General features: G+C 58.0%; 15 protein-coding genes. 2 read left to right on the top strand and 13 right to left on the bottom strand.

What is annotated here, in order from left to right; genetic code table 11:
- Window positions 1-31: 31 nt before the first annotated feature.
- The 4 genes from OGW17_RS17435 to OGW17_RS17450 all read right to left on the bottom strand — a co-directional run bounded on the left by OGW17_RS17435 (window position 32) and on the right by OGW17_RS17450 (window position 5,106).
- Window positions 32-1,273 carry an LVIVD repeat-containing protein gene (locus tag OGW17_RS17435; RefSeq protein ID WP_071257967.1) on the bottom strand — a complete coding sequence of 414 codons (1,242 nt, stop codon included), beginning with the start codon at window positions 1,271-1,273 and terminating at the stop codon, window positions 32-34.
- A 253-nt stretch (window positions 1,274-1,526) separates the two neighbouring features.
- Window positions 1,527-2,591: a sugar ABC transporter substrate-binding protein gene (locus OGW17_RS17440; protein ID WP_060815943.1), complete on the bottom strand. Its 1,065-nt coding sequence runs from the start codon at window positions 2,589-2,591 to the stop codon at window positions 1,527-1,529.
- A 20-nt stretch (window positions 2,592-2,611) separates the two neighbouring features.
- Entirely contained in the window at window positions 2,612-3,607 is a 996-nt protein-coding gene (locus tag OGW17_RS17445) for an ABC transporter permease (RefSeq protein ID WP_047461798.1), read from the bottom strand.
- A complete protein-coding gene (locus OGW17_RS17450) occupies window positions 3,604-5,106 on the bottom strand; it encodes a sugar ABC transporter ATP-binding protein (protein WP_024130870.1) in 1,503 nt (500 codons plus the stop codon). The genes OGW17_RS17445 and OGW17_RS17450 overlap by 4 nt, the downstream gene beginning before the upstream one ends.
- 160 nt (window positions 5,107-5,266) lie before the next feature.
- Between OGW17_RS17450 and OGW17_RS17455 the strand changes: the two genes are divergently transcribed.
- On the top strand, window positions 5,267-5,392 hold the full coding sequence (locus OGW17_RS17455) for a hypothetical protein (protein WP_258554946.1): 126 nt from the start codon (window positions 5,267-5,269) through the stop codon (window positions 5,390-5,392).
- 220 nt (window positions 5,393-5,612) lie between these two features.
- Window positions 5,613-7,154, top strand: a complete 1,542-nt coding sequence (locus OGW17_RS17460) for a methyl-accepting chemotaxis protein (RefSeq protein WP_071257965.1) — start codon at window positions 5,613-5,615, stop codon at window positions 7,152-7,154.
- Between the two features lie 57 nt (window positions 7,155-7,211).
- Here the strand turns inward: OGW17_RS17460 and iolB are convergent, their stop codons facing one another.
- From iolB to iolD, 9 genes are all read right to left on the bottom strand, one after another.
- Window positions 7,212-8,027, bottom strand: coding sequence for a 5-deoxy-glucuronate isomerase (gene iolB / locus OGW17_RS17465; protein WP_012134748.1), 816 nt, complete (start codon window positions 8,025-8,027; stop codon window positions 7,212-7,214).
- A 9-nt stretch (window positions 8,028-8,036) separates the two neighbouring features.
- Window positions 8,037-8,927 (bottom strand): myo-inosose-2 dehydratase, encoded by an 891-nt coding sequence (gene iolE / locus OGW17_RS17470; RefSeq protein WP_071257963.1) that lies wholly within the window; start codon window positions 8,925-8,927, stop codon window positions 8,037-8,039.
- 15 nt (window positions 8,928-8,942) lie between these two features.
- Entirely contained in the window at window positions 8,943-10,847 is a 1,905-nt protein-coding gene (locus OGW17_RS17475) for a bifunctional 5-dehydro-2-deoxygluconokinase/5-dehydro-2-deoxyphosphogluconate aldolase (protein ID WP_047461790.1), read from the bottom strand.
- Between the two features lie 12 nt (window positions 10,848-10,859).
- Window positions 10,860-11,993 (bottom strand): Gfo/Idh/MocA family protein, encoded by a 1,134-nt coding sequence (locus OGW17_RS17480; protein ID WP_047461787.1) that lies wholly within the window; start codon window positions 11,991-11,993, stop codon window positions 10,860-10,862.
- Window positions 11,994-12,003: 10 nt separating this feature from the next.
- Window positions 12,004-13,032, bottom strand: a complete 1,029-nt coding sequence (locus tag OGW17_RS17485; protein WP_012134752.1) for an ABC transporter permease — start codon at window positions 13,030-13,032, stop codon at window positions 12,004-12,006.
- A gap of 11 nt (window positions 13,033-13,043) precedes the next feature.
- Window positions 13,044-14,591 carry a sugar ABC transporter ATP-binding protein gene (locus tag OGW17_RS17490; RefSeq protein WP_071257962.1) on the bottom strand — a complete coding sequence of 516 codons (1,548 nt, stop codon included), beginning with the start codon at window positions 14,589-14,591 and terminating at the stop codon, window positions 13,044-13,046.
- 54 nt (window positions 14,592-14,645) lie between these two features.
- The gene (locus OGW17_RS17495; protein WP_012134754.1) at window positions 14,646-15,575 is read right to left on the bottom strand and encodes a substrate-binding domain-containing protein; all 930 of its coding nucleotides are present in this window, start codon (window positions 15,573-15,575) and stop codon (window positions 14,646-14,648) included.
- 39 nt (window positions 15,576-15,614) lie between these two features.
- On the bottom strand, window positions 15,615-16,601 hold the full coding sequence (gene iolG / locus OGW17_RS17500) for an inositol 2-dehydrogenase (protein WP_012134755.1): 987 nt from the start codon (window positions 16,599-16,601) through the stop codon (window positions 15,615-15,617).
- A 315-nt stretch (window positions 16,602-16,916) separates the two neighbouring features.
- Window positions 16,917-18,842, bottom strand: a complete 1,926-nt coding sequence (gene iolD, locus OGW17_RS17505) for a 3D-(3,5/4)-trihydroxycyclohexane-1,2-dione acylhydrolase (decyclizing) (RefSeq protein WP_071257960.1) — start codon at window positions 18,840-18,842, stop codon at window positions 16,917-16,919.
- Between the last annotated feature and the right edge of the window lie 2 nt (window positions 18,843-18,844).

Raw genomic sequence — 18,844 nt, forward strand, 5'->3', positions numbered from 1 at the left:
GGGTAAGGCGAAGCCGCCACCCGGCAAATACTTACCCCAGATACTCAATCACTGATAACCCGCCGTTGTAATCCGTGCTGTAGATAATCTCCCGCGCATCGACAAACACATCGCAGGACTGGATCACCTGCGGGCGATTTGGCCGCGTATCCATCATCGTCTCAGGTGCCGCAGGCACCAGCGCGCCGGTCTCTACCGGACGATAAGGATTGGAAATATCATAAGCGCGCACCCCTGCGTTCTGGTAAGTGGCGAAAATCAGCGTCGAGCTAATAAAGCTGCCAGGGCGGTTTTCGTGCAGGTTATGCGGCCCGAAGTGCGCCCCTTTCGCCACGTAATCAGCCTCATCCGGCTGCGGGAAGGTGGCGATGCTCACCGGATTCGACGGCTCGCGGATATCAAACAGCCAGATCAGCTTTTCGCCGTCTTCCTGATTGTCGAGCACCGCTTCGTCCAGCACCACCAGCAGATCGCGGTCCGGCAGCGGCAGCGCAGTGTGTGTGCCGCCGCCAAACGGCGGGCTCCAGTTGCGATGGCTAATCAGTTTCGGCTGCGTGCGATCTTGCACATCCAGCAGCGTCAGACCACCGTCACGCCAGCTACCGTAGGCGGTATCGCCAGCGATAATCGCGTGATGCAGCGCATAGCGTTTGCCCTCCGGCCAGTCTGGCGTCTCTCCCGCCGCCTGATTCATCCCTGGCAACCACCAGCGCCCGGCCACCTCTGGCTTACGCGGATCGGCCAGATCGATAGTCAGGAAGATGTAGTCAGTGAAACCGTCGATCAGCGCCGAGACGTAGGCCCAGCGTCCGCCGACGTACCAGATGCGGTGAATGCCGATCCCATTCAGGGAGAGAAAACCGATTTCACGCGGTTTATCCGGCGTGGAAATATCAAACACGCGCAGCCCTGCGCTCCAGCCCCGGTCCTGCACGTCGCTGACCGTCTCACCGACCTGCCGCGTGTAGTAGACCTTTTCATCGGCAAAGCGGGCATCGGCGAACAAATCGCGGGCGTTAATCACCAGCAGCAGATCGTCATGCGCCTGCAAATGCACGTTCCAGGTGCCTGGCGGTGCAGGCACATAGCCCGCCGCCCGTGGATTTTTCGGGTCACGCACGTCAACAATCGAAAACCCCTGCGACACCATATGGCCAATATAGGCAAAACCGCGATGTACCATTAGCTGTACGCCGTCCGGGCGACCGCCCTGGTCGCTATGGCCAATCAGCCGCATATTGCGGCTATAGTCGGGGCGCGGTAATTCAGTCACCTTAATCTCCTTTTGCCAAACGGCGTCACCGCCTTATCCGGCCTACAGGGAGCACATTGTAGGCCCGGTAAGCGCAGCGCCACCGGGCTCTGCGCCGGATGGCGGCGTAACCGCCTTATCCGGCCTACAGGAAGCACATTGTAGGCCCGGTAAGCGCAGCGCCACCGGGCATTACGCCGGATGGCGGCGTAACCGCCTTATCCGGCCTACAGGGAGCGCATTGTAGGCCCGGTAAGCGCAGCGCCACCGGGCATTATTTATTCTTCGCTTCAAGCGTCGCAAACCACGGCGCGATAAAGTCTTCCGTCTGGCCCCAGCCCGGAATGATTTTGCCTAATGAGGCGACGTTAACCGCCCCCGGCTGCGCTGCCAGCAGCGCCTGCGGAATGGCTGCGGCTTTAAAATCGTAAGTGGCAGGCGTAGGTTCACCGGCAATCTTATTGGCAATCAGCCGCACGTTAGTGGCGCCAATCAATTTCGGGTCAACGGCCACGCTCACCTTCCACGGGCTGCCCGCCTCGCGCATCAGTTGCAAATCCTGGTTGGAGATGTCGATGCTGTAGAGCTTAATCTCAGTGCGGCCGTTCTCTTTCAGCGCTTTGTACGCCCCCTGGCTAAAGGCGTCCCAGGTTCCCCAGATAGCGTCGATTTTCCCTTTCGGGTATTTCGCCAGCACCGCGCCCACTTTGTTGGCGGTATCGCCCTGCACGTCGGAAGAGACCGCGCCGATAGACTCCAGCTCTTTAATCCCCGGATTGTCCTTCAGCATTTGCTGATAAGCCGCCTGGCGACGCTCCATCGGCGGGAAACCGGCGACCCACAGCTTGATAATATTGGCTTTACCGTTGAAATCTTTTACCAGTTGCCCGAAGGAGAGATGGGTCAGCGAGGCGTCATCCTGCTGAGTTACCGTCACGCCCGGGATCTCACCGTTGACGGCGGTATCAAACACCGCCACTTTGATCCCGGCATCTACCGCTTTCTTCACCAGCGCGGTGGAGTACGGATCGCGCCCCTGAGAGAGAATAATGCCGTCATACTTCTGGCTGATCGCCTGGTTAACGAAATCCTGGAATTTCGCGTCGTCGCCATTGCTTAAAAAGGTGCTGACCTTAAAGCCGAGCTTTTTCCCCTCCTGAATCGCGCCCGCAACGAACTGGGTCGTGTTGTCATCAGAGCCAAGGTTGCGGATCACCGCAATGCGAACCGGGCCATTATGCCCGGCAATGGCCGCTGGCACCGGCGCAGGCGTTGCCGCATAGCCCGGCAACGAACTCAGTAATCCCAGCGCCAACAAAGAAAGTGCAGTTTTTTTCATTATCGTTTCCCGTTGTGTTGTTAACGTTTTTGTATGTAGGTGATCGCCAGCGCCGCCGCCAGCACCAGCCCTTTTATAATGTCCATTGCGTAATAGGGTACCGAGAGCATCACCAGCCCGTTGGAGAGCACGCCAAGGATCACCGCCCCCACCAGCGTGCCGAGCGCATTCGGTTTGCCGGAACCGGCCAGCGAAAAGCCGATCCACGCCGCCGCGACGGCATCCATCAAATAGCCGCCCCCGGCGTTAACCTGTGAAGAGCCAATACGCGAAGCCAGCAGGATGCCCCCTAACCCCGCCAGCAGCGAGGCAATAACGTAGGCCGCCACTTTATAGCGGGTGGTACGAATACCGGAGAGGCGCGCCGCTTCCGGGTTGCCGCCAATGGCGTACATCCGTCGCCCGTGGGTGGTCAGCGACAGCGCGAGCTGCGCCGCCAGCGTCACGACCAGCATCACGACAACAATAGTCGGCACCTGCCCCAGCGCGCCGAATGCCGCCGGAATAAGCCCCTCAGCCATTTCACCGCTCGGCAGCACCATGTTTTCAGTAATAGAACCGCCGTAGCTGTAGGTCATCGCCACCCCCTGAATCACAAACAGGCTGGCAAGCGTGGCGAGCATGTCGGGAATACGCAGCACCACAATCAGAAAAGCGTTGAACAGCCCCACCAGCGTACAGAGCGCCAGGGTAATGACAATCGCCCCGGTGGTGCCAAAGCCGTGCCAGACGAATAGCGAAATCACCAGTGCGTTCGCCAGCGACGCGGTTGAGCCAACGGAAAGATCAAAGCCGCCGACGGTAAGCGAGATGGAGACGCCAATCGCAATCACCGTGACGATCGCAATAGAGCGCAGGATGTTGATGATATTGAAGGGATCGAGGAAGTTATCCGACGCGACGCCAAAAATGGCGATCAGCGCGACAACCGTCAGCAGCATGCCCCACTTATAGAGAAAATCGAAAATCTGCTGGCGGCCAGACGCCGCTGCATTGACTGAAAGGGCCTTACTCACAACGCCGTTCCTCCGGTTGAATAATAAAGTAGTGTCTCTTCGCGGGCCTGCGCGCCTTCCACTTCCGCCACGATGCGCCCGTCCCACAACACGCAGATGCGGTCGCACAGCCCCACCAGTTCGGCGAACTCACCGGAGGCGTAAATCACCCCTTTGCCTTCCCGCGCCAGGCCGTCGATCAGCGCAAACAGGTCAGTTTTGGCTTTCACGTCCACGCCTTTGGTCGGCTCGTCGAAAATCAGCACGCGGGCGTCGCCGCGCAGCCATTTGCCGATCGCCACTTTCTGCTGGTTGCCGCCGGAAAGCCGACGCAACACTTGCCCCGGCCCGCGAGCGCGCACGCCGACGCGGGCAATCACCGCTTCCGCCCAGCGCCATGCCTGACGATGACCAAACAAGCTCCAGCGCGAGAAACGGTTATCGGCGGCGACCGCCAGGTTCATGGCGACGGACTCATCAATAAAAATGCCCTCTTTGCGCCGCTCCTCCGGCACCAGCGCCAGCCCGCGCGTCACCGAATCAACCGGGTCGCGCGGCGTCCACGGCTGATGATTGAGTTCGCCGCGTTCAACGCGGCTTTTCGACGCGCCGAACAGCGCCTTGCACAGCTCGGTTTTCCCGGCACCCGCCAGCCCGGCGATGCCGAGAATTTCACCTTTACGCAGGTGCAAACTGATATTTTTCAGCAGCCGTTCATCGTGTAGCCCTTCCACGCGCAGCAGCGTTTCATCAGCATGCGGCGGGCGTTTTGGCGGATAGATATCGTTTAACTCATGACCCAGCATCTTCTCGACGATGGCGTCAGCGCTCAGTTCCGCCATCGGCCCGGACTCAATCAACTTGCCATCGCGCAGTACGGTTAAGGTGTCGCAAATGGCCTTTAGCTCATGAATGCGATGGGAGATAAACACCACGCCGATCCCCTGTTGTTGCAGGCGTTTCACCACGGCAAACAGCCGTTCGCTTTCATGCTGATCGAGCGGCGCGGTGGGTTCATCGAGGATCAGAAAACGACAGTGGTGCGAGAGCGCGCGGGCCAGCAGGATCTGCTGCTTTTCGGCGAGCGTGCAACCATCGATGACCCGGCGCACGTCCAGATGAACATCAAGCTGGGCCAGCGCGTCACGCGCCTGCTGGCGAATAGCGCGCCAGCGGTAGCGGTGTCCCGGCTGCGCCAGCTGATCGAGCATAATATTTTCCGCAATACTCAACCCTGGGATCAGCGCAACATCCACCTCCTGCTGCACCAGATGAATGCCCAGCCGTTTGGCGTCCAGCGGTTCGCGTATCGGCACCGGCTGGTTATTAATTGCAATTTCCCCTTCGTAATGGTCGTGCGTGCCGCAGAGCACCGCCATCAGCGTGGATTTCCCCGCACCGTTCGCCCCCGTCAGCGCGTGCACGGAACCGCCCGTCAGGGTGAAATCAACGCGGGAGAGCGCCTGAAAGCCGGAAAAGGCCAGGCTGATACCGCGCATGTCGAGGCGACTGGAGAGCATCCGCTGTAAATCCTTTCTGATAATCATTTGATTTACGAAATTTTTCACAGCTCTCCCTGACTGACAACGACATAAAAAGCATAAGATAAAGCAAAATATTATTAGCCATCCAGATGTCTATAAATGACATCGGGTTAGCTCATCACAAAGGGATCGCATCATGAATAAGAATACTGACCGCAACGCGGCAACGGGCTTCGCGGAGGGGGCTAAAACCCATCAAGGAAAGCGGGCATTTATCAGCCCTAATAAATCAGCTCTTTTTTATCTTTTAGATTTAGCTTAAGTCGATATATATCAATTCCAGATTATCAACCTGCATTTATGTGTTTCATATTTATGACACGCCAGGTTTATTAAAAATAAAAATTCATTTGAAGTGCTTTCATATAAATGATGATTAGTAGAGAATGTAACACCTCAGATAAAACCGCCATTTACTATTATTTACCTGATGCACAATAGGTGAAATTTGCATTTTATATAAATAGCGTCATGGAGTTTTCATGAAAAACAACACAGCTGTCACGCAAAAAGAATATTTGCTTAACAATAAAACAACGTTATTATCAACCACAGATAAAGACAGTCATATTACCTATGCTAACTCTGCATTTATCGACGCCAGCGGATTTAATGAAACGCAGTTAATGGGTAAACCACATAATATTATTCGCCACCCGGACATGCCCTCTGCCGCTTTCGCTGACATGTGGCACACGATACTGCAAGGCGATAGCTGGACCGGGCTGGTCAAAAACCGGCGACAAAACGGCGATCATTACTGGGTACGCGCAAATGTTACCCCTGTCTGGCAAAATGAAAAATTAACGGGGTATATTTCAGTACGCACCGTGCCTTCCCGGGATGAGGTTTCGCACAGCGAACAGCTTTATCAGAAAATAAATAATAATGGAATTAAAGGGTTTCGACTTTTTAAAGGCATAATTATCCGTCGCGGAGCGCTGTCCTGGCTTTCGATGTTTAAATGGCTGTCTGTTAGCCAACGCGTCAATTATGCTTTAGCCATCACCAGTCTGGCAGCCCTGTTATTTATTTTCTTACCTGTTCCTCCTGCTATTCAGGGGGGCAGCATCGTCGTATTATTTTTGCTCCTGGCTATTTACCTTAAGGTTCAAATTTGTCAGCCGGTTAATACGCTGCTGGTGCAGATGCAAAAAGTGGTTTCGGGCCGTAAACCTGATAATTGCCATTTGCAGCGCGTAGACGAAATAGGGATGCTCATGCGACTGGTGAATCAATCGGGGCTTAATCTACGCTCCCTGGTTGATGATGTCAGCACGCAAATATCCGGTATTCAGGCTATCAGCCAGCGCGTGTCTCAGGAAGGCACGGCATTGCAGAGCCGCTCAGAAGAGACATCTGCCGACCTGCAACAAACCGCCGCAGCCATTGAAGAGATCGGCAGCGCTGTGCAACAAACCGCGGATACCGCGGCCCAGACAATGACGATGGCCGACAGTACCAGCGCCAATGCGACTGAAGGCGGCCATATCATGAAGCAAACCATCACCATGATGCAGGCTATCTCACGCGATAACAGTCAAATCGTGGACATTATCGGCGTCATTGACAGTATTGCTTTTCAGACCAACATCCTGGCGCTGAATGCAGCGGTCGAAGCGGCTCGCGCCGGTGAATCCGGGCGCGGATTTGCGGTCGTTGCCGCAGAGGTGCGTAACCTCGCCCAGCATTCTGCGTCTGCGGCAAAAGAGATCAAACAGCTTATCGAGAAAAACGTCACCAACGTCAATACGGGAGTGCAAATGGTCGAGCAGACGGAAACACACCTTACCGGGATGATCGATGACGTGTTGCAGATGTCTACCATGATCAAAGAGATAAGCCTGGCGACGCGGGAACAAACTTTAGCGCTCGAACAGATCAACAATTCAATTTCACGAATTGGTTCCATGACGGACAACAATGCGGAAATGGTGGAACAGGTAACGGATGCCGCAGGGGATTTAACGGGACGCGCGTCACGGCTGCAACAGGCCGTACAGGTTTTTGGCGCCTCACGATAGCAGCGAAAAGTAAAAAGCCCTCAGCATATGCCAGGGGCTTTTCTATTTATCGCGTTCTCAACGCGCAGGGTAATCGCGGTTAATCCACGCGTGATCGTCTTCCCAGGTGAAAATCCATTTGCGCACCGGGCCTGCCATCACATTCAGGTAATAACTGTCATACCCGGCCATTGTCGCCACCGGGTGATAGCCTTTCGGCACCATCACGACGTCACGGTTGTAGACCGCCATACACTCATCAAGCGAGCGATCGTCGGTGTATACCCGCTGCATACAAAATCCCTGTTCCGGGTTGAGGCGATGGTAATACGTCTCCTCAAGAAGGGTCTCGTAAGGCGGATTGTCAGTGTCGTGCTTGTGGCTCGGGTACGAACTGGTACAGCCTTCGTGAGTCCACACTTCCACCACCAGCAGACTATCGGCGGGTTTATCTTCCGGCAGAATGTTGTGTACATAACGCTGGTTATGCCCCTTGCCCCTTGCCTCGCCGTCGATATCCTGCGGTGCAATCAGGCGGGTAGGATACGTTCCCTTGCCCGGCGCGGCGCATACCGCCAGCTCCAGCTTTGTTAACGCCTGTACCCGTACCGTTTCTCCGGGCGTAACGTATACCGCCCACGGCTTAATACGCTCGAACGGGCTCATCCGCTCGCCAATCTCTGAAAACTGCGCGGTTGGTGTGGTGACAGACGCCCTCCCCGCCACCAGCACCAGACAGCGCTCTTCAGCAACGGCGGGAAGATGCAACTGCTGCCCTTCTTCAAGCTCAAACGCGTCAAAACCGACATAGCCCCAGCCTGCCCGCTCCGGGGTGACGGACTGGGTACGTCCCTGCGCGTCAGGCTGTTGCCAGCGTGACAGTAAACGTGACATAGCGCCTCCTCAGATAAGACCGGCATCCCGCGCCAGGCGGCTCAGGTTGTTATATCCCAGCCGCGCGTAAGTCAGCGGATGGGCAATCGCCGGGTCCTGCTCCGCCTCCACCACCAGCCAGCCGTGATAATCGTGCGCTTTCAGCAGTCGCATAATCGGCGGGTAATCCACGCAGCCGTCGCCCGGTACGGTAAAGACGCCGCTGAGCACCGCATCCAGAAAGCTGGTTTTACGGTTTTTCACATCCGCCAGCACGTCGGCGCGCACGTCTTTACAGTGCACATGATTAATACGGCTTGCCCAGCGTTGCGCCACCGCCAACGGGTCGGCGCCAGCGAAGGTCAAATGTCCGGTGTCGAGCAGCAATCCGACCTCATCGCCGGTATGGGTCATCAGATTGTCCACATCCTCTGCGGACTCAATCACCGTCCCCATATGGTGATGATAAGCAATCTGCACCCCCTGCTGCTGTGTATAGCGGGCGAACGCGGTGAGCTTCTCGCCATACTCCGCCCAGCGCGCCTGCGGGAATCGAGGACGCAGGTGAACCGGCGTCTGCTGTTCGCCGTGAATGCAATGGCTCACCTCAGCGAAAACCATCACTTTCGCCCCCAGCTCGCGCAATAACGTCAAATGCGCCTGCGCCGCCGCAATCTCTTCTTCTACGCTCCGCTCCAGCAGGCGACCGGAATACCACCCGGACACCAGCTTCAGATCGTGGCGTTGCAGGATTGGCCCCAGCAGACGCACCTCGCGAGGGAATTTATTACCGAGTTCAAAGCCCGCAAAACCAGCCTCTTTACCTTCGCTCAGACAGGTATCCAGCGGCGTTTCCGCGCCAAGAGAGGGCAAATCATCATTGGTCCATGTCAGCGGATTAATGCCTAATTGCACAGCCATAATGTTCTCCTAAAGTTATGCCTGCCCGCGCTCGCGCCACCAGGCGATCAGTTGCAGATAGTTATCCCGAATGCGCGTCACCAGTTGCGCATCGTCAATGTCATGTTTCAGCCATGCGCGGGAAGCCTCGCCAAACAGCGTGCGCCCCACCGCAAACCCCTTCACCAGCTCATGTCCGGCAGCGGCTCTGAACCCTGCGCGTAACTGTTCGGCTGGCGCATCCAGCCCAAGAATCACCACGCCACGGCAGTGCGGGTCGCGGCGTTCGATAATGTCACTCAGCGCCGTCCAGCCGTCAGAGGAGAGCGGCGGCAGTTTCCACCAGTCGGGATAAATACCCAGGTTGTAGAAGCGGGAGATAGCCCGCAGGTAAAGCTCATCGCTGCGCGGCATACCCACAGGTAAAATCACTTCCAGCAGCAGCTCATGCCCCGACTGACAGCAGGCGTGATACACCTCGGCGATTTTCTGCTCCTGCTCCAGGCGCAGGCCGTGGGCATCTTCCGGGTGGAAAAAGACCAGGCACTTCACCACATGCTCCTGTGGCCAACTGATAAGCTGAGTGCCAATGTTGCCGTGCTCCATCTCCAGCGGCCGTGAACCGGGAAGCTCAATCGGGCGGCCAATCCACCACCCTTCGCCGGTTATCGCATTCAGCGCGTCCTGGCCAAACGTTCCGTCGCACAGCAGACCGGCTTTTCCTTCCAGCCCCGCGCTGTTCGCTGCATCGCGGCTGGCCTGTAAGATCAGCGTTTTCAGCGCCGGAATGCGCTTCAGGGAGGCGCCGCACTGTAGCGCCATCTCTTCAAGCTGACTGCGGTGATCAAACGCCATCACGCACAATTCCGGCCAGTTACGCCGACGCGTCGTGACGCGATGCAGATGATTAAGCCGTGGATCAAGATCCGGGCGCGGCACCTGATGCTCGCGGGAGAGGTAGTCATCCAGCTCCACCTTACTCGGCATCGCGGGCGCGCAACCGTGGCGCGAAACCACCAGCGCGCCGCAGGCGTTGGCGTAGCGGCAGGCCTGCTCCCAGCCTTCATCATTGAGATAACCGCGCAGCAGCCCCGACATAAACGCATCGCCCGCGCCGAGCACATTGAGCACCTCGACGCGCACGCCAGTCACCGTCAGCCCGTCATCCAGCGATGGCGGAATCGCGTCGGTATACACCGAGCAGCCTAGCGCGCCGCGTTTACAAACCAGCGTCGCCGCGCTTACCTCACGCACCTGCGCCAGCGCCTGCACGGTATCGGTAGCGCCGCCCGCAATATGAAACTCCTCCTCGGTGCCGACGATCACATCAAACAGGTGCAACACCGCCTGCAACTGGCGAGTGACCTGCTCTGCGGCAATAAAGCGCGTTTCGCCGTCGCCCAGCGAGGTCAGCCCCCACAGCACCGGACGATAGTCGATATCCAGTACCGTGCGCACGCCGTGACGGCGGGCACAGGTCAGCGCGGTCAGCACCGCGTCGCGGGTTTGCGGATGAGAAAGATGGGTCCCGGTGATGGCGAGGCAGCGGGATGAAGCGATGTACTGCTCGTCAACATCGCTGGCGGTAATCGCCATATCCGCGCAGTTATCGCGATAAAAAATCAGTGGAAAGGTGTCCCGGTCTTTAATGCCGAGTAGCACCAGCGCCGTCAGGCGTTCTTTATCCGTTATCAGATGGCTGGTATCGCAGCCAACATGGTTAAGCTCTTCGCGCAAAAAGCGCCCCATATGTTCGTCGCCCACTCTTGCCAGCATCGACGAACGCAGCCCCTGACGCGCGGCGCCGTAGGCGACATTCCCTGAGGAACCGCCGAGGTATTTGGCAAAACTTGAGACATCCTCCAGCCGTGCGCCAATCTGCTGGCTGTAGAGGTCAACCGCCACGCGGCCCATGCATATCACATCAAACTGCTTTTCCACGTTGATACCTCGTCAGACAATATCGTTCACATTCAGCCAGCGGCCTTCCTGATGCGAGAGCGCGATGGCGTCCAGCACGCGCGACACTTTCCAGCCCTCTTCAAAATCCGGCCACATCGGCGCATCGGCGGCAACGCCGTTCACCAGGTCGCGGATTTCCACCGTTTTCTGATCGTTAAAGCCGATGCCGTGCCCCGCCCCCATGCAAAACGCGGCATAGTCCGGGTGCGCGGGCCCCACCAGCAGGGTGCGAAATCCCTGGCGGTTAACCGGATCGTCATGCAGATAGAGCTTCAGCTCGGCCATTCGCTCCTGGGTAAAACTGATGGCGCCTTTGGTGCCAGTAATCACGTATGACAGCCCCATTTTGCGCCCGCAGGCCACGCGGGAGGTTTCGATCACCCCCTGCGCGCCGCTGGCGAATCGCACCATCGCGTGCGCCTGATCTTCATTTTCCACGGCCACCTTCTGCGCCGATCCCGCGCTGGCCGGGCGCTCCGGCACCACAATTTTCAGGTCGCCGCAGACTTCGCGAATATCGCCGACCAGGTAGTGCGCCATATTGACGATATGCGCCGCCAGATCGCCCAGCGCCCCTAACCCCGCCGTCTCCTTAAAGCAGTGCCAGTGAATAGGGGAAAGCGGGTCAGCCATATAGTCCTCGTTGTGGGTGCCGTAGAAGTGGATCACATCGCCTATCTCCCCTCGCGCGATGATCTCTTTCGCCAGCGCCGCCGTCGGGTTCTTCATATAGTTAAAACCCACCAGCGTTTTCACCCCGGCCTGTTTTGCGGCCTCAACCATTTCGCGGGCATCGTGAGCGTTCAGCGCCAGCGGCTTTTCCGAATAGACGTGCTTACCGTGGCGAATGGCCGCCAGCGCCATCTCTTTATGCAGATGGTTGGGCGAACAGATATCCACCACATCGATATTCGGGTCTGCCACCAGCTCGCGCCAGTCGCCGGTCGAACGACGAAACCCGAATGCCTGTGCCCGTTCCGCCGCCAGCTCCGGCGTCACTTCCGCCACCATTTCGCGCACCAGCTGGCCTTGCAGGTTGAACACCGTCGGCGCCTGGGCATAGGCAATGGCGTGCGCCTTGCCGATGTATCCCGTCCCAATCAATCCAATTCGCACTTGTTTCATTATTTATCCCTCACAGCGCGCCACGGCGGCTCTTGGCATAGGTATCAAACGCCACCGCCAGCACAATAATCAGCCCGGTAATAATTTGTTGGTAGTAGGCGGAGACGTTCATCAGCACCAGACCGTTTATCAGAATGCCCATAATGATCGAGCCGATAACGGTGCCGCCGATGCGACCATAGCCGCCCATCAGCGATGTCCCGCCAATGACCACCGAGGCGATAACGCGCAGCTCAAAGGAGATCCCGGCCACCGCCTCCGCGCTGCCCAGACGGGCGCTCAGCACAAACCCCGCCAGCCCGGCCAGACAGCCAATCACGACATACACGCTGACCAGCACACGTTTGACGTTGACCCCGGCAAGACGCGCCGCCTCCGGGTTGCCGCCAATGGCGTAGACGAAACGGCCCCAGCGCGTTTTGTGCAACGCCAGATAACCGCCGATCGCCACCAGCGCAAAAATCCAGATCGGGATGGAGATACCGAGCAGTTCGCCACGTCCCCACCAGCGGTAGCCCTGGTCAAAACCGGCAATGGGCGCGCCGTCGTTAATCACCAGCGTCAGGCCGCGCCAGATGGTCATCCCGCCGAGGGTGACAATGAACGGCGGCAGGCGCAGGCGGGTCACGCCCAGGCCATGCAGGAAGCCAATCGCCGTCCCCATCGCCAGGCAGATGCCGAGGCCAATCAGCCAGCTCATCCCACCCCAGGCGCTCGGGTCTACCGTGGTGAAGTTGTCGCCTTTAATCACGTATGCTGCCGTCATGGCGCATACCGCCAGAATGGAACCGACAGACAGATCGATTCCGGCCGTCAGAATGACGAACGTCATTCCCACGGCCATGATCCCGTAGATCGACACCTCGGTCAGGATGTTGAAAATATTGCGTTCTGACAGGAAGTTACTGTTCTGCGTCTGGAAAAAAATCAGCAGCAGGAACATAAAAATCAGTACCCCAAAGCGCTCGAAAAAAGCGATCGGATCGATACGTCCGCTACGTTTGGCAGGGGGTTGCGTTTTGGTCACTATCTGCGTCATGTGAAACTCCGTTATGCCGCGTTCAGGGCGTTATGGTTGATGGCCATCATCATCATGAGCCGCTCTTCGGTGGCGTCATCGCCGTGGATTTCACCGGTTACCCGGCCTTCGCTTAAGGTGATGATCCGGTCGGAAACCGCCATCACTTCGGGCAGATCGGAAGAGATCACAATCACCGCCACGCCCTGTTTCGCCATATCAAACAGCACCTGGTGCACCTCGGATTTGGTGCCCACATCAATGCCGCGCGTCGGTTCATCAACAATCAGCACCCGTGGATTGAGCGCCATGCAGCGCGCGAGGATCACTTTCTGCTGATTGCCGCCGGAAAGCTTGCGCACCTCCTGCTCGCTGTTGACCATCTTGATTTGCAGCGCCTGGCGGTAAGATTCGATCAGGTCATCTTCTTTGCGGGTGTTGACGAAAAAGCGCCAGCGCAGCAGCGAAGAGAGACTGGAGAGCGACAGGTTGTCGCGAATAGACAGTCCCAGCACCGCCCCCTCTTTTTTGCGATCTTCCGGCACCAGCGCCACGCCCTGATCCAGCGCGTACATCGGGTCACGGGGGTGATACGCCGCGCCGTCCAGCGCGAACGTCCCGGAAGTAAAGCCGTCAGCGCCAAAAAGACAGCGCGCCACTTCGGTACGCCCGGCGCCGACCAGCCCCGCAATCCCCAGCACCTCCCCGGCGTGAACGTGGAAGCTGATGTCGTGCAGCGCAATGCCGTGCGGGTCCAGCGGCGGCTTTTCGCGACACAGCCCCTTCACCGCAAGGCGAATCGGTTTGTCTTCATGATGGGTTTCGTTGGGGGGGCGGCGATTAAAAGCCACGTCTCGTCCCACCATCAGGCGGATCAGCTGTTCTACGTTGGTTTCCGCGACCGCGCCGCTGCCAGTAAAGCGGCCATCCTGAAACACGGTAAAGCGATCGCAGAGCTGGAAAACTTCATGCAGGCGATGGGTGACATAAATAATGCTCACGCCCCGACCTTTAAGTTCCCGCACGACGCGGTGCAGGCTTTCCACTTCGCTGTCGCTCAGCGCGGCGGAAGGTTCATCCATAATGATGAGCTTCGCGTTCAGGGTCAGCGCGCGGGCGATCTCCACCATTTGCTGCTGCGCCACGCTCAGGCGGGCGACCGGCGTGGTCGGCGCGACATTCAGTTGCAGATAGTCCAGCACCACCTGCGCCTCCTGGTTCACGGCCTTCGCATCGACAATCACATTACGTTTACGCGGCTCGCGCCCGAGAAACATATTTTCCGCAACGGTCATGTTGGGCAGCAGATTAAATTCCTGATAGATGGTAATGATGCCTTTGTTTTGCCGCTCAACCGGCGAGTCCTCCACCGGCAGCGTTTCGCCATTGAACCAGATGTCCCCACGGGTCTGCGGCTGCGCCCCTGCCAGCGCTTTCAGCAGCGTGGACTTCCCCGCGCCATTCTCGCCAAGCAGCGCGTGAATCTCCCCCGTCCCGACGGTCAGTTGTACGTTGCTCAACGCCCAGACGCCGGAAAAGCTCTTTGCCAGATCGGTAACGTTCAGTAAGGGTTGCAACATCGGTCTGCTCCTCCTTTAATGCGAGCCGCCGCAGCGACGGCGGCTCCGGGCAAATCAGTTACCGGCTTCGCCGATACGCTCGGCCTGTTGCAGGTTCTCTTTGGTGATTAACGTCGGCGGATAATCCGCACCGGTGATGGCTTTCTTCTCACGCACGTTCGCAACCAGCTGGCTCATCGCCGTCTGTACCGCGAAACCCGGACGCTGATCCGCCGTCGCCGCCATCCAGCCGTCGCGCACCCGCGCCAGCGCTTCCGGCACCGCGTCAAATCCTGTCACCAGAATTTCGCCCGGTTTCACCCCCTGCCCCTGCAACGCTTCAATCGCGCCCAGCGCCATATCATCGTTGGCGGAGAGGATGACCTGCGGACGTTTTTTCAACGACGGCAGCACGCTTTCAACAATGCGCATTCCTTCCGAACGCATCCAGTTACCGGTCTGGTCAGCAACAATGCGGTACGTATCGCCCCCCGCCTTCAGGCTGTCGCGAATGCCTTTGGTGCGTTCAATATTGGAAGAAGACCCCGGCTGGCCGGTCAGCAGCACAATGTCCGCGCCGTCAGGAAATTTGCTTTTGACAAAGTCGCCAATGGCCTGGCCGCCCTTGTAGTTGTTCGCGCCAAAATGCGGAACCTGCTTCTGGCTATCGACGGAGCGATCGAGCGTCACCACCGGCAGCTTAGCGTCCTGAATCTCATCCACCGCGCTGGAAACTGCGTTGACATCATTCGGGGAGACGATGAATCCCTGGGCGCCACGGGTGATAGCGTTTTCCAGATCGGCAACCTGCTTCGGCGAACTTCCCTGCCCGTCCAGAACCTGTAGGCTGACGCCCATCTCTTTCGCGGCTTTCACCGCCGTGCGCTGCATGTGAACTTCAAACGGCATTGCCAGATTCGGCGTGCTGAAAACAATTTGTTCGTTCTCGGCCATTGCCGCCCCGGCTGTCATGGCGATGAAGGCGGCTAAAATCAGCTTTTTCATTGTTATGTCTCTCTGTGTAGGGTGTGTTGTTATGGAAAATCAGAGGAGAACTTCACGCTGGCTGTGCAATGACTCCAGCGCTTTATCAGCCAGATACAGCGCACGCTCGCCGTCATCACCGCTGCACTCCGGCACTGCCTCGCCGCGTAAGATGGCGACAAAGTGCTCCCACTCGGCGGCATAGGCAGCCTGATAACGTTGCAGGAAGAAATGCTCAGGCAGCGCGCTGGTGCAGCCGTTCTGGCCAAAGTGCTGCACCTGGTTTTCGAGAATATTGCCCGCCGTAAGCAGACCTTCGGAACCGTGCAGCTCCAGACGCTGGTCATAGCCATAAGACGAGCGACGGCTGTTAACGATGGTCGCCAGCGCGCCGGAGGCATACTTGAGCACGATAAACGCGGTGTCGATATCGCCTGCCGCGCCAATTGCCGGATCGACCAGATTGCTTCCCTGGGCGTAGACCGAAACAGGCTCTTCCCCCATGATGAAACGCGCCATATCGAAATCGTGGATGGTCATATCGCGGAACATCCCGCCGGAGACGCGCACATATTCCGCAGGCGGCGGAGAAGGATCGCGGGAGATAATCAGCAATGATTCCGGCTTGCCGATGCGCCCGCTCTGCGCCTCGGTTTTAACGCGGCGGAACTGTGGGTCGAAACGACGGTTAAAGCCGATAAACAGCGGTACGTCGAACTCTTTGACCACTTTCAGGCAGTCGCGCACGCGGGCAAGATCAAGATGTACGGGCTTTTCACAGAAAATGGCTTTGCCGTGGCGGGCGGCCAGTTCAATCAAATCGGCGTGGGTATCCGTGGCGGAGGCAATCAGCACGGCATGAACATCAGGATCGGTCATCGCCTCATCAAGACTTTGCTGACGGGCCTGATATTGCGTAGCCAGGCGGGAGGCAAAGGTCTCATTCGGATCAACGACAGACCACAGGGTAGTCTCTTTGTGGGTTGCGATGTTAGCGGCATGTACCTGACCAATTCGGCCAGCTCCCAGTAAAGCAATGTTAAACATAACGGCTCCCGGTGTTGGTGAATGCGGTGAACTAACGACCCCTTAAATAAAACATTTATTTCATTTTTATAAATAGTGAAAATTATGTTTTTGCGCGCAAGTTAACATTCTTGTGATGATTGAGGTAAATTTTGTTATCAATCTCACAACACAACGATGGAGAAGATGCAGAGCCTGGCCCCCTTTCATTCAGAAAGAGGGCGAGGAATGAAAAAACAGGAAAAATGAAATGAAAATTTCGTTGTCGCAGGTTGCCGGATGGCGGCGCGAACGCCTTATCCGGCCTACGGGTTAGCGCCATCCGGCATTACTCACTCAATACTGACGCGCCTTTTTCACCTGATCGAACGTCTGCTCGGCGGCTTTTCGCACCGACGGTGAATCGGCCACCTGCGCATCGCCGGTACGCCACCATGAGGCGTAATCGTGAGTCATCGTTTTTGGCAGCACTTTAATATCCAGCAGCGTCGGCCCCGGATGCGCGCGCGCCGCCTCCAGCGCCGTCAGCAGGCTCTGCTCATCATGTACCCGCCACGCCCGGCAGCCGTAGCTTTGCGCATTTTGGGCGAAATCAACCGCCACCAGCGGGCCGTCCAGCTGACCGGATTGTGGTTGACGGGCGCGATTCTCAGTGCCAAAACTGCCCATCCCATGCCCCATTTGCAGGTTATTGATACAGCCAAACCCGCCGTTATCAAACAGCAGGATGATGATTTTTATCCCCTCCTGCACCGCCGTTTGCAGCTCAGAATGCAGCATCATGTACGAACCGTCGCCCACCATCGCATAGACCGGCTGCTGCGGCTTCGCGAGTTTCGCCCCAAGCGCGGCCGCAATTTCATACCCCATACAGGAATAGCCGTACTCCAGGTGGTAGCTGTCGGGCGTTTTCACCTGCCAGAGACGCTGCAAATCGCCCGGCAGCGATCCCGCCGCGCCGACCACAATGGCGTCATCCTCAATGTACTGGTTGATAATCCCCAGAACGCGAGTCTGAGTCAGCCGCGTGTTCAGCGCTTCACTGTATTCCGCCAGCTGCGCATCAAGGTGCCCGGCAATTTCCGGCGCGTCATCCGGGCGCCACTGGCGAGACCACAGCCGGCGGCACTCCTCGTCCCAGGCCGATTTCGCCTGCGCCACCTCGTCTCCCCAGCCGCTGCGATAATCCTGAAGCCCTTCCGTCAGCGCCGTCAGACCGGCGCGGGCATCGGCCACCAGCGCCGTGGCGTCCAGTTTGAGGGCGTCGAACTCGGCGACATTCAGCAGGAGAAATTCTACGTCCGGGTGTGCAAACAGCGCTTTCGAACCGGTAGTGAAATCGGTCAGACGCGTGCCGACGCCGATAACCAGATCGGCCTGTGGCGCAAGCTGGTTTGCCGCCAGCCCGCCGGTAACGCCAATACCGCCCAGATTCAGCGGATGGTCGCTGACCAGCGCGCCTTTCCCGGCCTGGGTTTCCGCAAACGGCAGGTGCAGGTTTTCCACAAACTGACGAAACGCGTCGTGCGCGCCGGAATAACGCACCCCGCCGCCGCAAACCACCAGCGGGCGCTGTTTACGGGCAATCAGCGCCCGCGCCTGCGCCAGCCGGTGTGGGTCCGGCGGTCGTCTTTCAATATGGTGAACGCGACGGACAAAGAAACTCTGCGGGTAATCCCAGGCTTCGCCCTGCACATCCTGCGGTAAACAGATCGTCACCGCGCCGGTATCAGCCGGATCGGTCAGGGTGCGCATGGCGTTAAGCATCGCGCTCATCAACTGTTCCGGGCGGTTGATACGATCCCAGTAGCGCGAAACCGGGCGAAAGCAGTCGTTGGTGCTGATACTGAGATCGTGGTACTGCTCGATTTGCTGTAATACCGGGTCCGGCTGGCGGCTGGCGTAGATATCGCCCGGCAACAGCAGCAGAGGAATACGGTTCGCCGTCGCCGTGGCCGCCGCCGTCACCATATTGGCCGCGCCGGGCCCTACCGAAGAGGTGACGGCGTAAATGCGCTGGCGACGGTGCTGTTTCGCGAACCCTGTCGCCATGTGCGCCATTCCCTGTTCATTACAGCCCTGATGCACCCGCAAGTGCCCGGCGTCCTGCTCCAGCGCCTGCCCGATGCCGAGTACGTTGCCGTGGCCGAAGATGGTCGCCACGCCTTCGATGAACGGCATCTCCTGCCCGTCTACATCGACGTACTGTTGGTTGAGAAACGTGACCAGCGCCTGCGCCATGGTCATACGTACGGTTGTCATAA

It is taken from the genome of Citrobacter sp. CK181, from assembly GCF_030333595.1.
Lineage (GTDB): Bacteria > Pseudomonadota > Gammaproteobacteria > Enterobacterales > Enterobacteriaceae > Citrobacter_B > Citrobacter_B koseri.

Excerpts from the sequence above, each read along its gene's own strand:
- OGW17_RS17495 (WP_012134754.1), bottom strand. The coding sequence starts at position 15,575 with ATGAAAAAGCTGATTTTAGCCGCCTTCATCGCCATGACAGCCGGGGCG.
- OGW17_RS17490 (WP_071257962.1), bottom strand. The coding sequence starts at position 14,591 with ATGTTGCAACCCTTACTGAACGTTACCGATCTGGCAAAGAGCTTTTCC.
- OGW17_RS17480 (WP_047461787.1), bottom strand. The coding sequence starts at position 11,993 with ATGAAACAAGTGCGAATTGGATTGATTGGGACGGGATACATCGGCAAG.
- OGW17_RS17450 (WP_024130870.1), bottom strand. The coding sequence starts at position 5,106 with ATGCTCTCCAGTCGCCTCGACATGCGCGGTATCAGCCTGGCCTTTTCC.
- OGW17_RS17485 (WP_012134752.1), bottom strand. The coding sequence starts at position 13,032 with ATGACGCAGATAGTGACCAAAACGCAACCCCCTGCCAAACGTAGCGGA.
- OGW17_RS17460 (WP_071257965.1), top strand. The coding sequence starts at position 5,613 with ATGAAAAACAACACAGCTGTCACGCAAAAAGAATATTTGCTTAACAAT.
- iolG (WP_012134755.1), bottom strand. The coding sequence starts at position 16,601 with ATGTTTAACATTGCTTTACTGGGAGCTGGCCGAATTGGTCAGGTACAT.
- OGW17_RS17440 (WP_060815943.1), bottom strand. The coding sequence starts at position 2,591 with ATGAAAAAAACTGCACTTTCTTTGTTGGCGCTGGGATTACTGAGTTCG.
- OGW17_RS17455 (WP_258554946.1), top strand. The coding sequence starts at position 5,267 with ATGAATAAGAATACTGACCGCAACGCGGCAACGGGCTTCGCGGAGGGG.
- iolE (WP_071257963.1), bottom strand. The coding sequence starts at position 8,927 with ATGGCTGTGCAATTAGGCATTAATCCGCTGACATGGACCAATGATGAT.
- iolD (WP_071257960.1), bottom strand. The coding sequence starts at position 18,842 with ATGACAACCGTACGTATGACCATGGCGCAGGCGCTGGTCACGTTTCTC.
- iolB (WP_012134748.1), bottom strand. The coding sequence starts at position 8,027 with ATGTCACGTTTACTGTCACGCTGGCAACAGCCTGACGCGCAGGGACGT.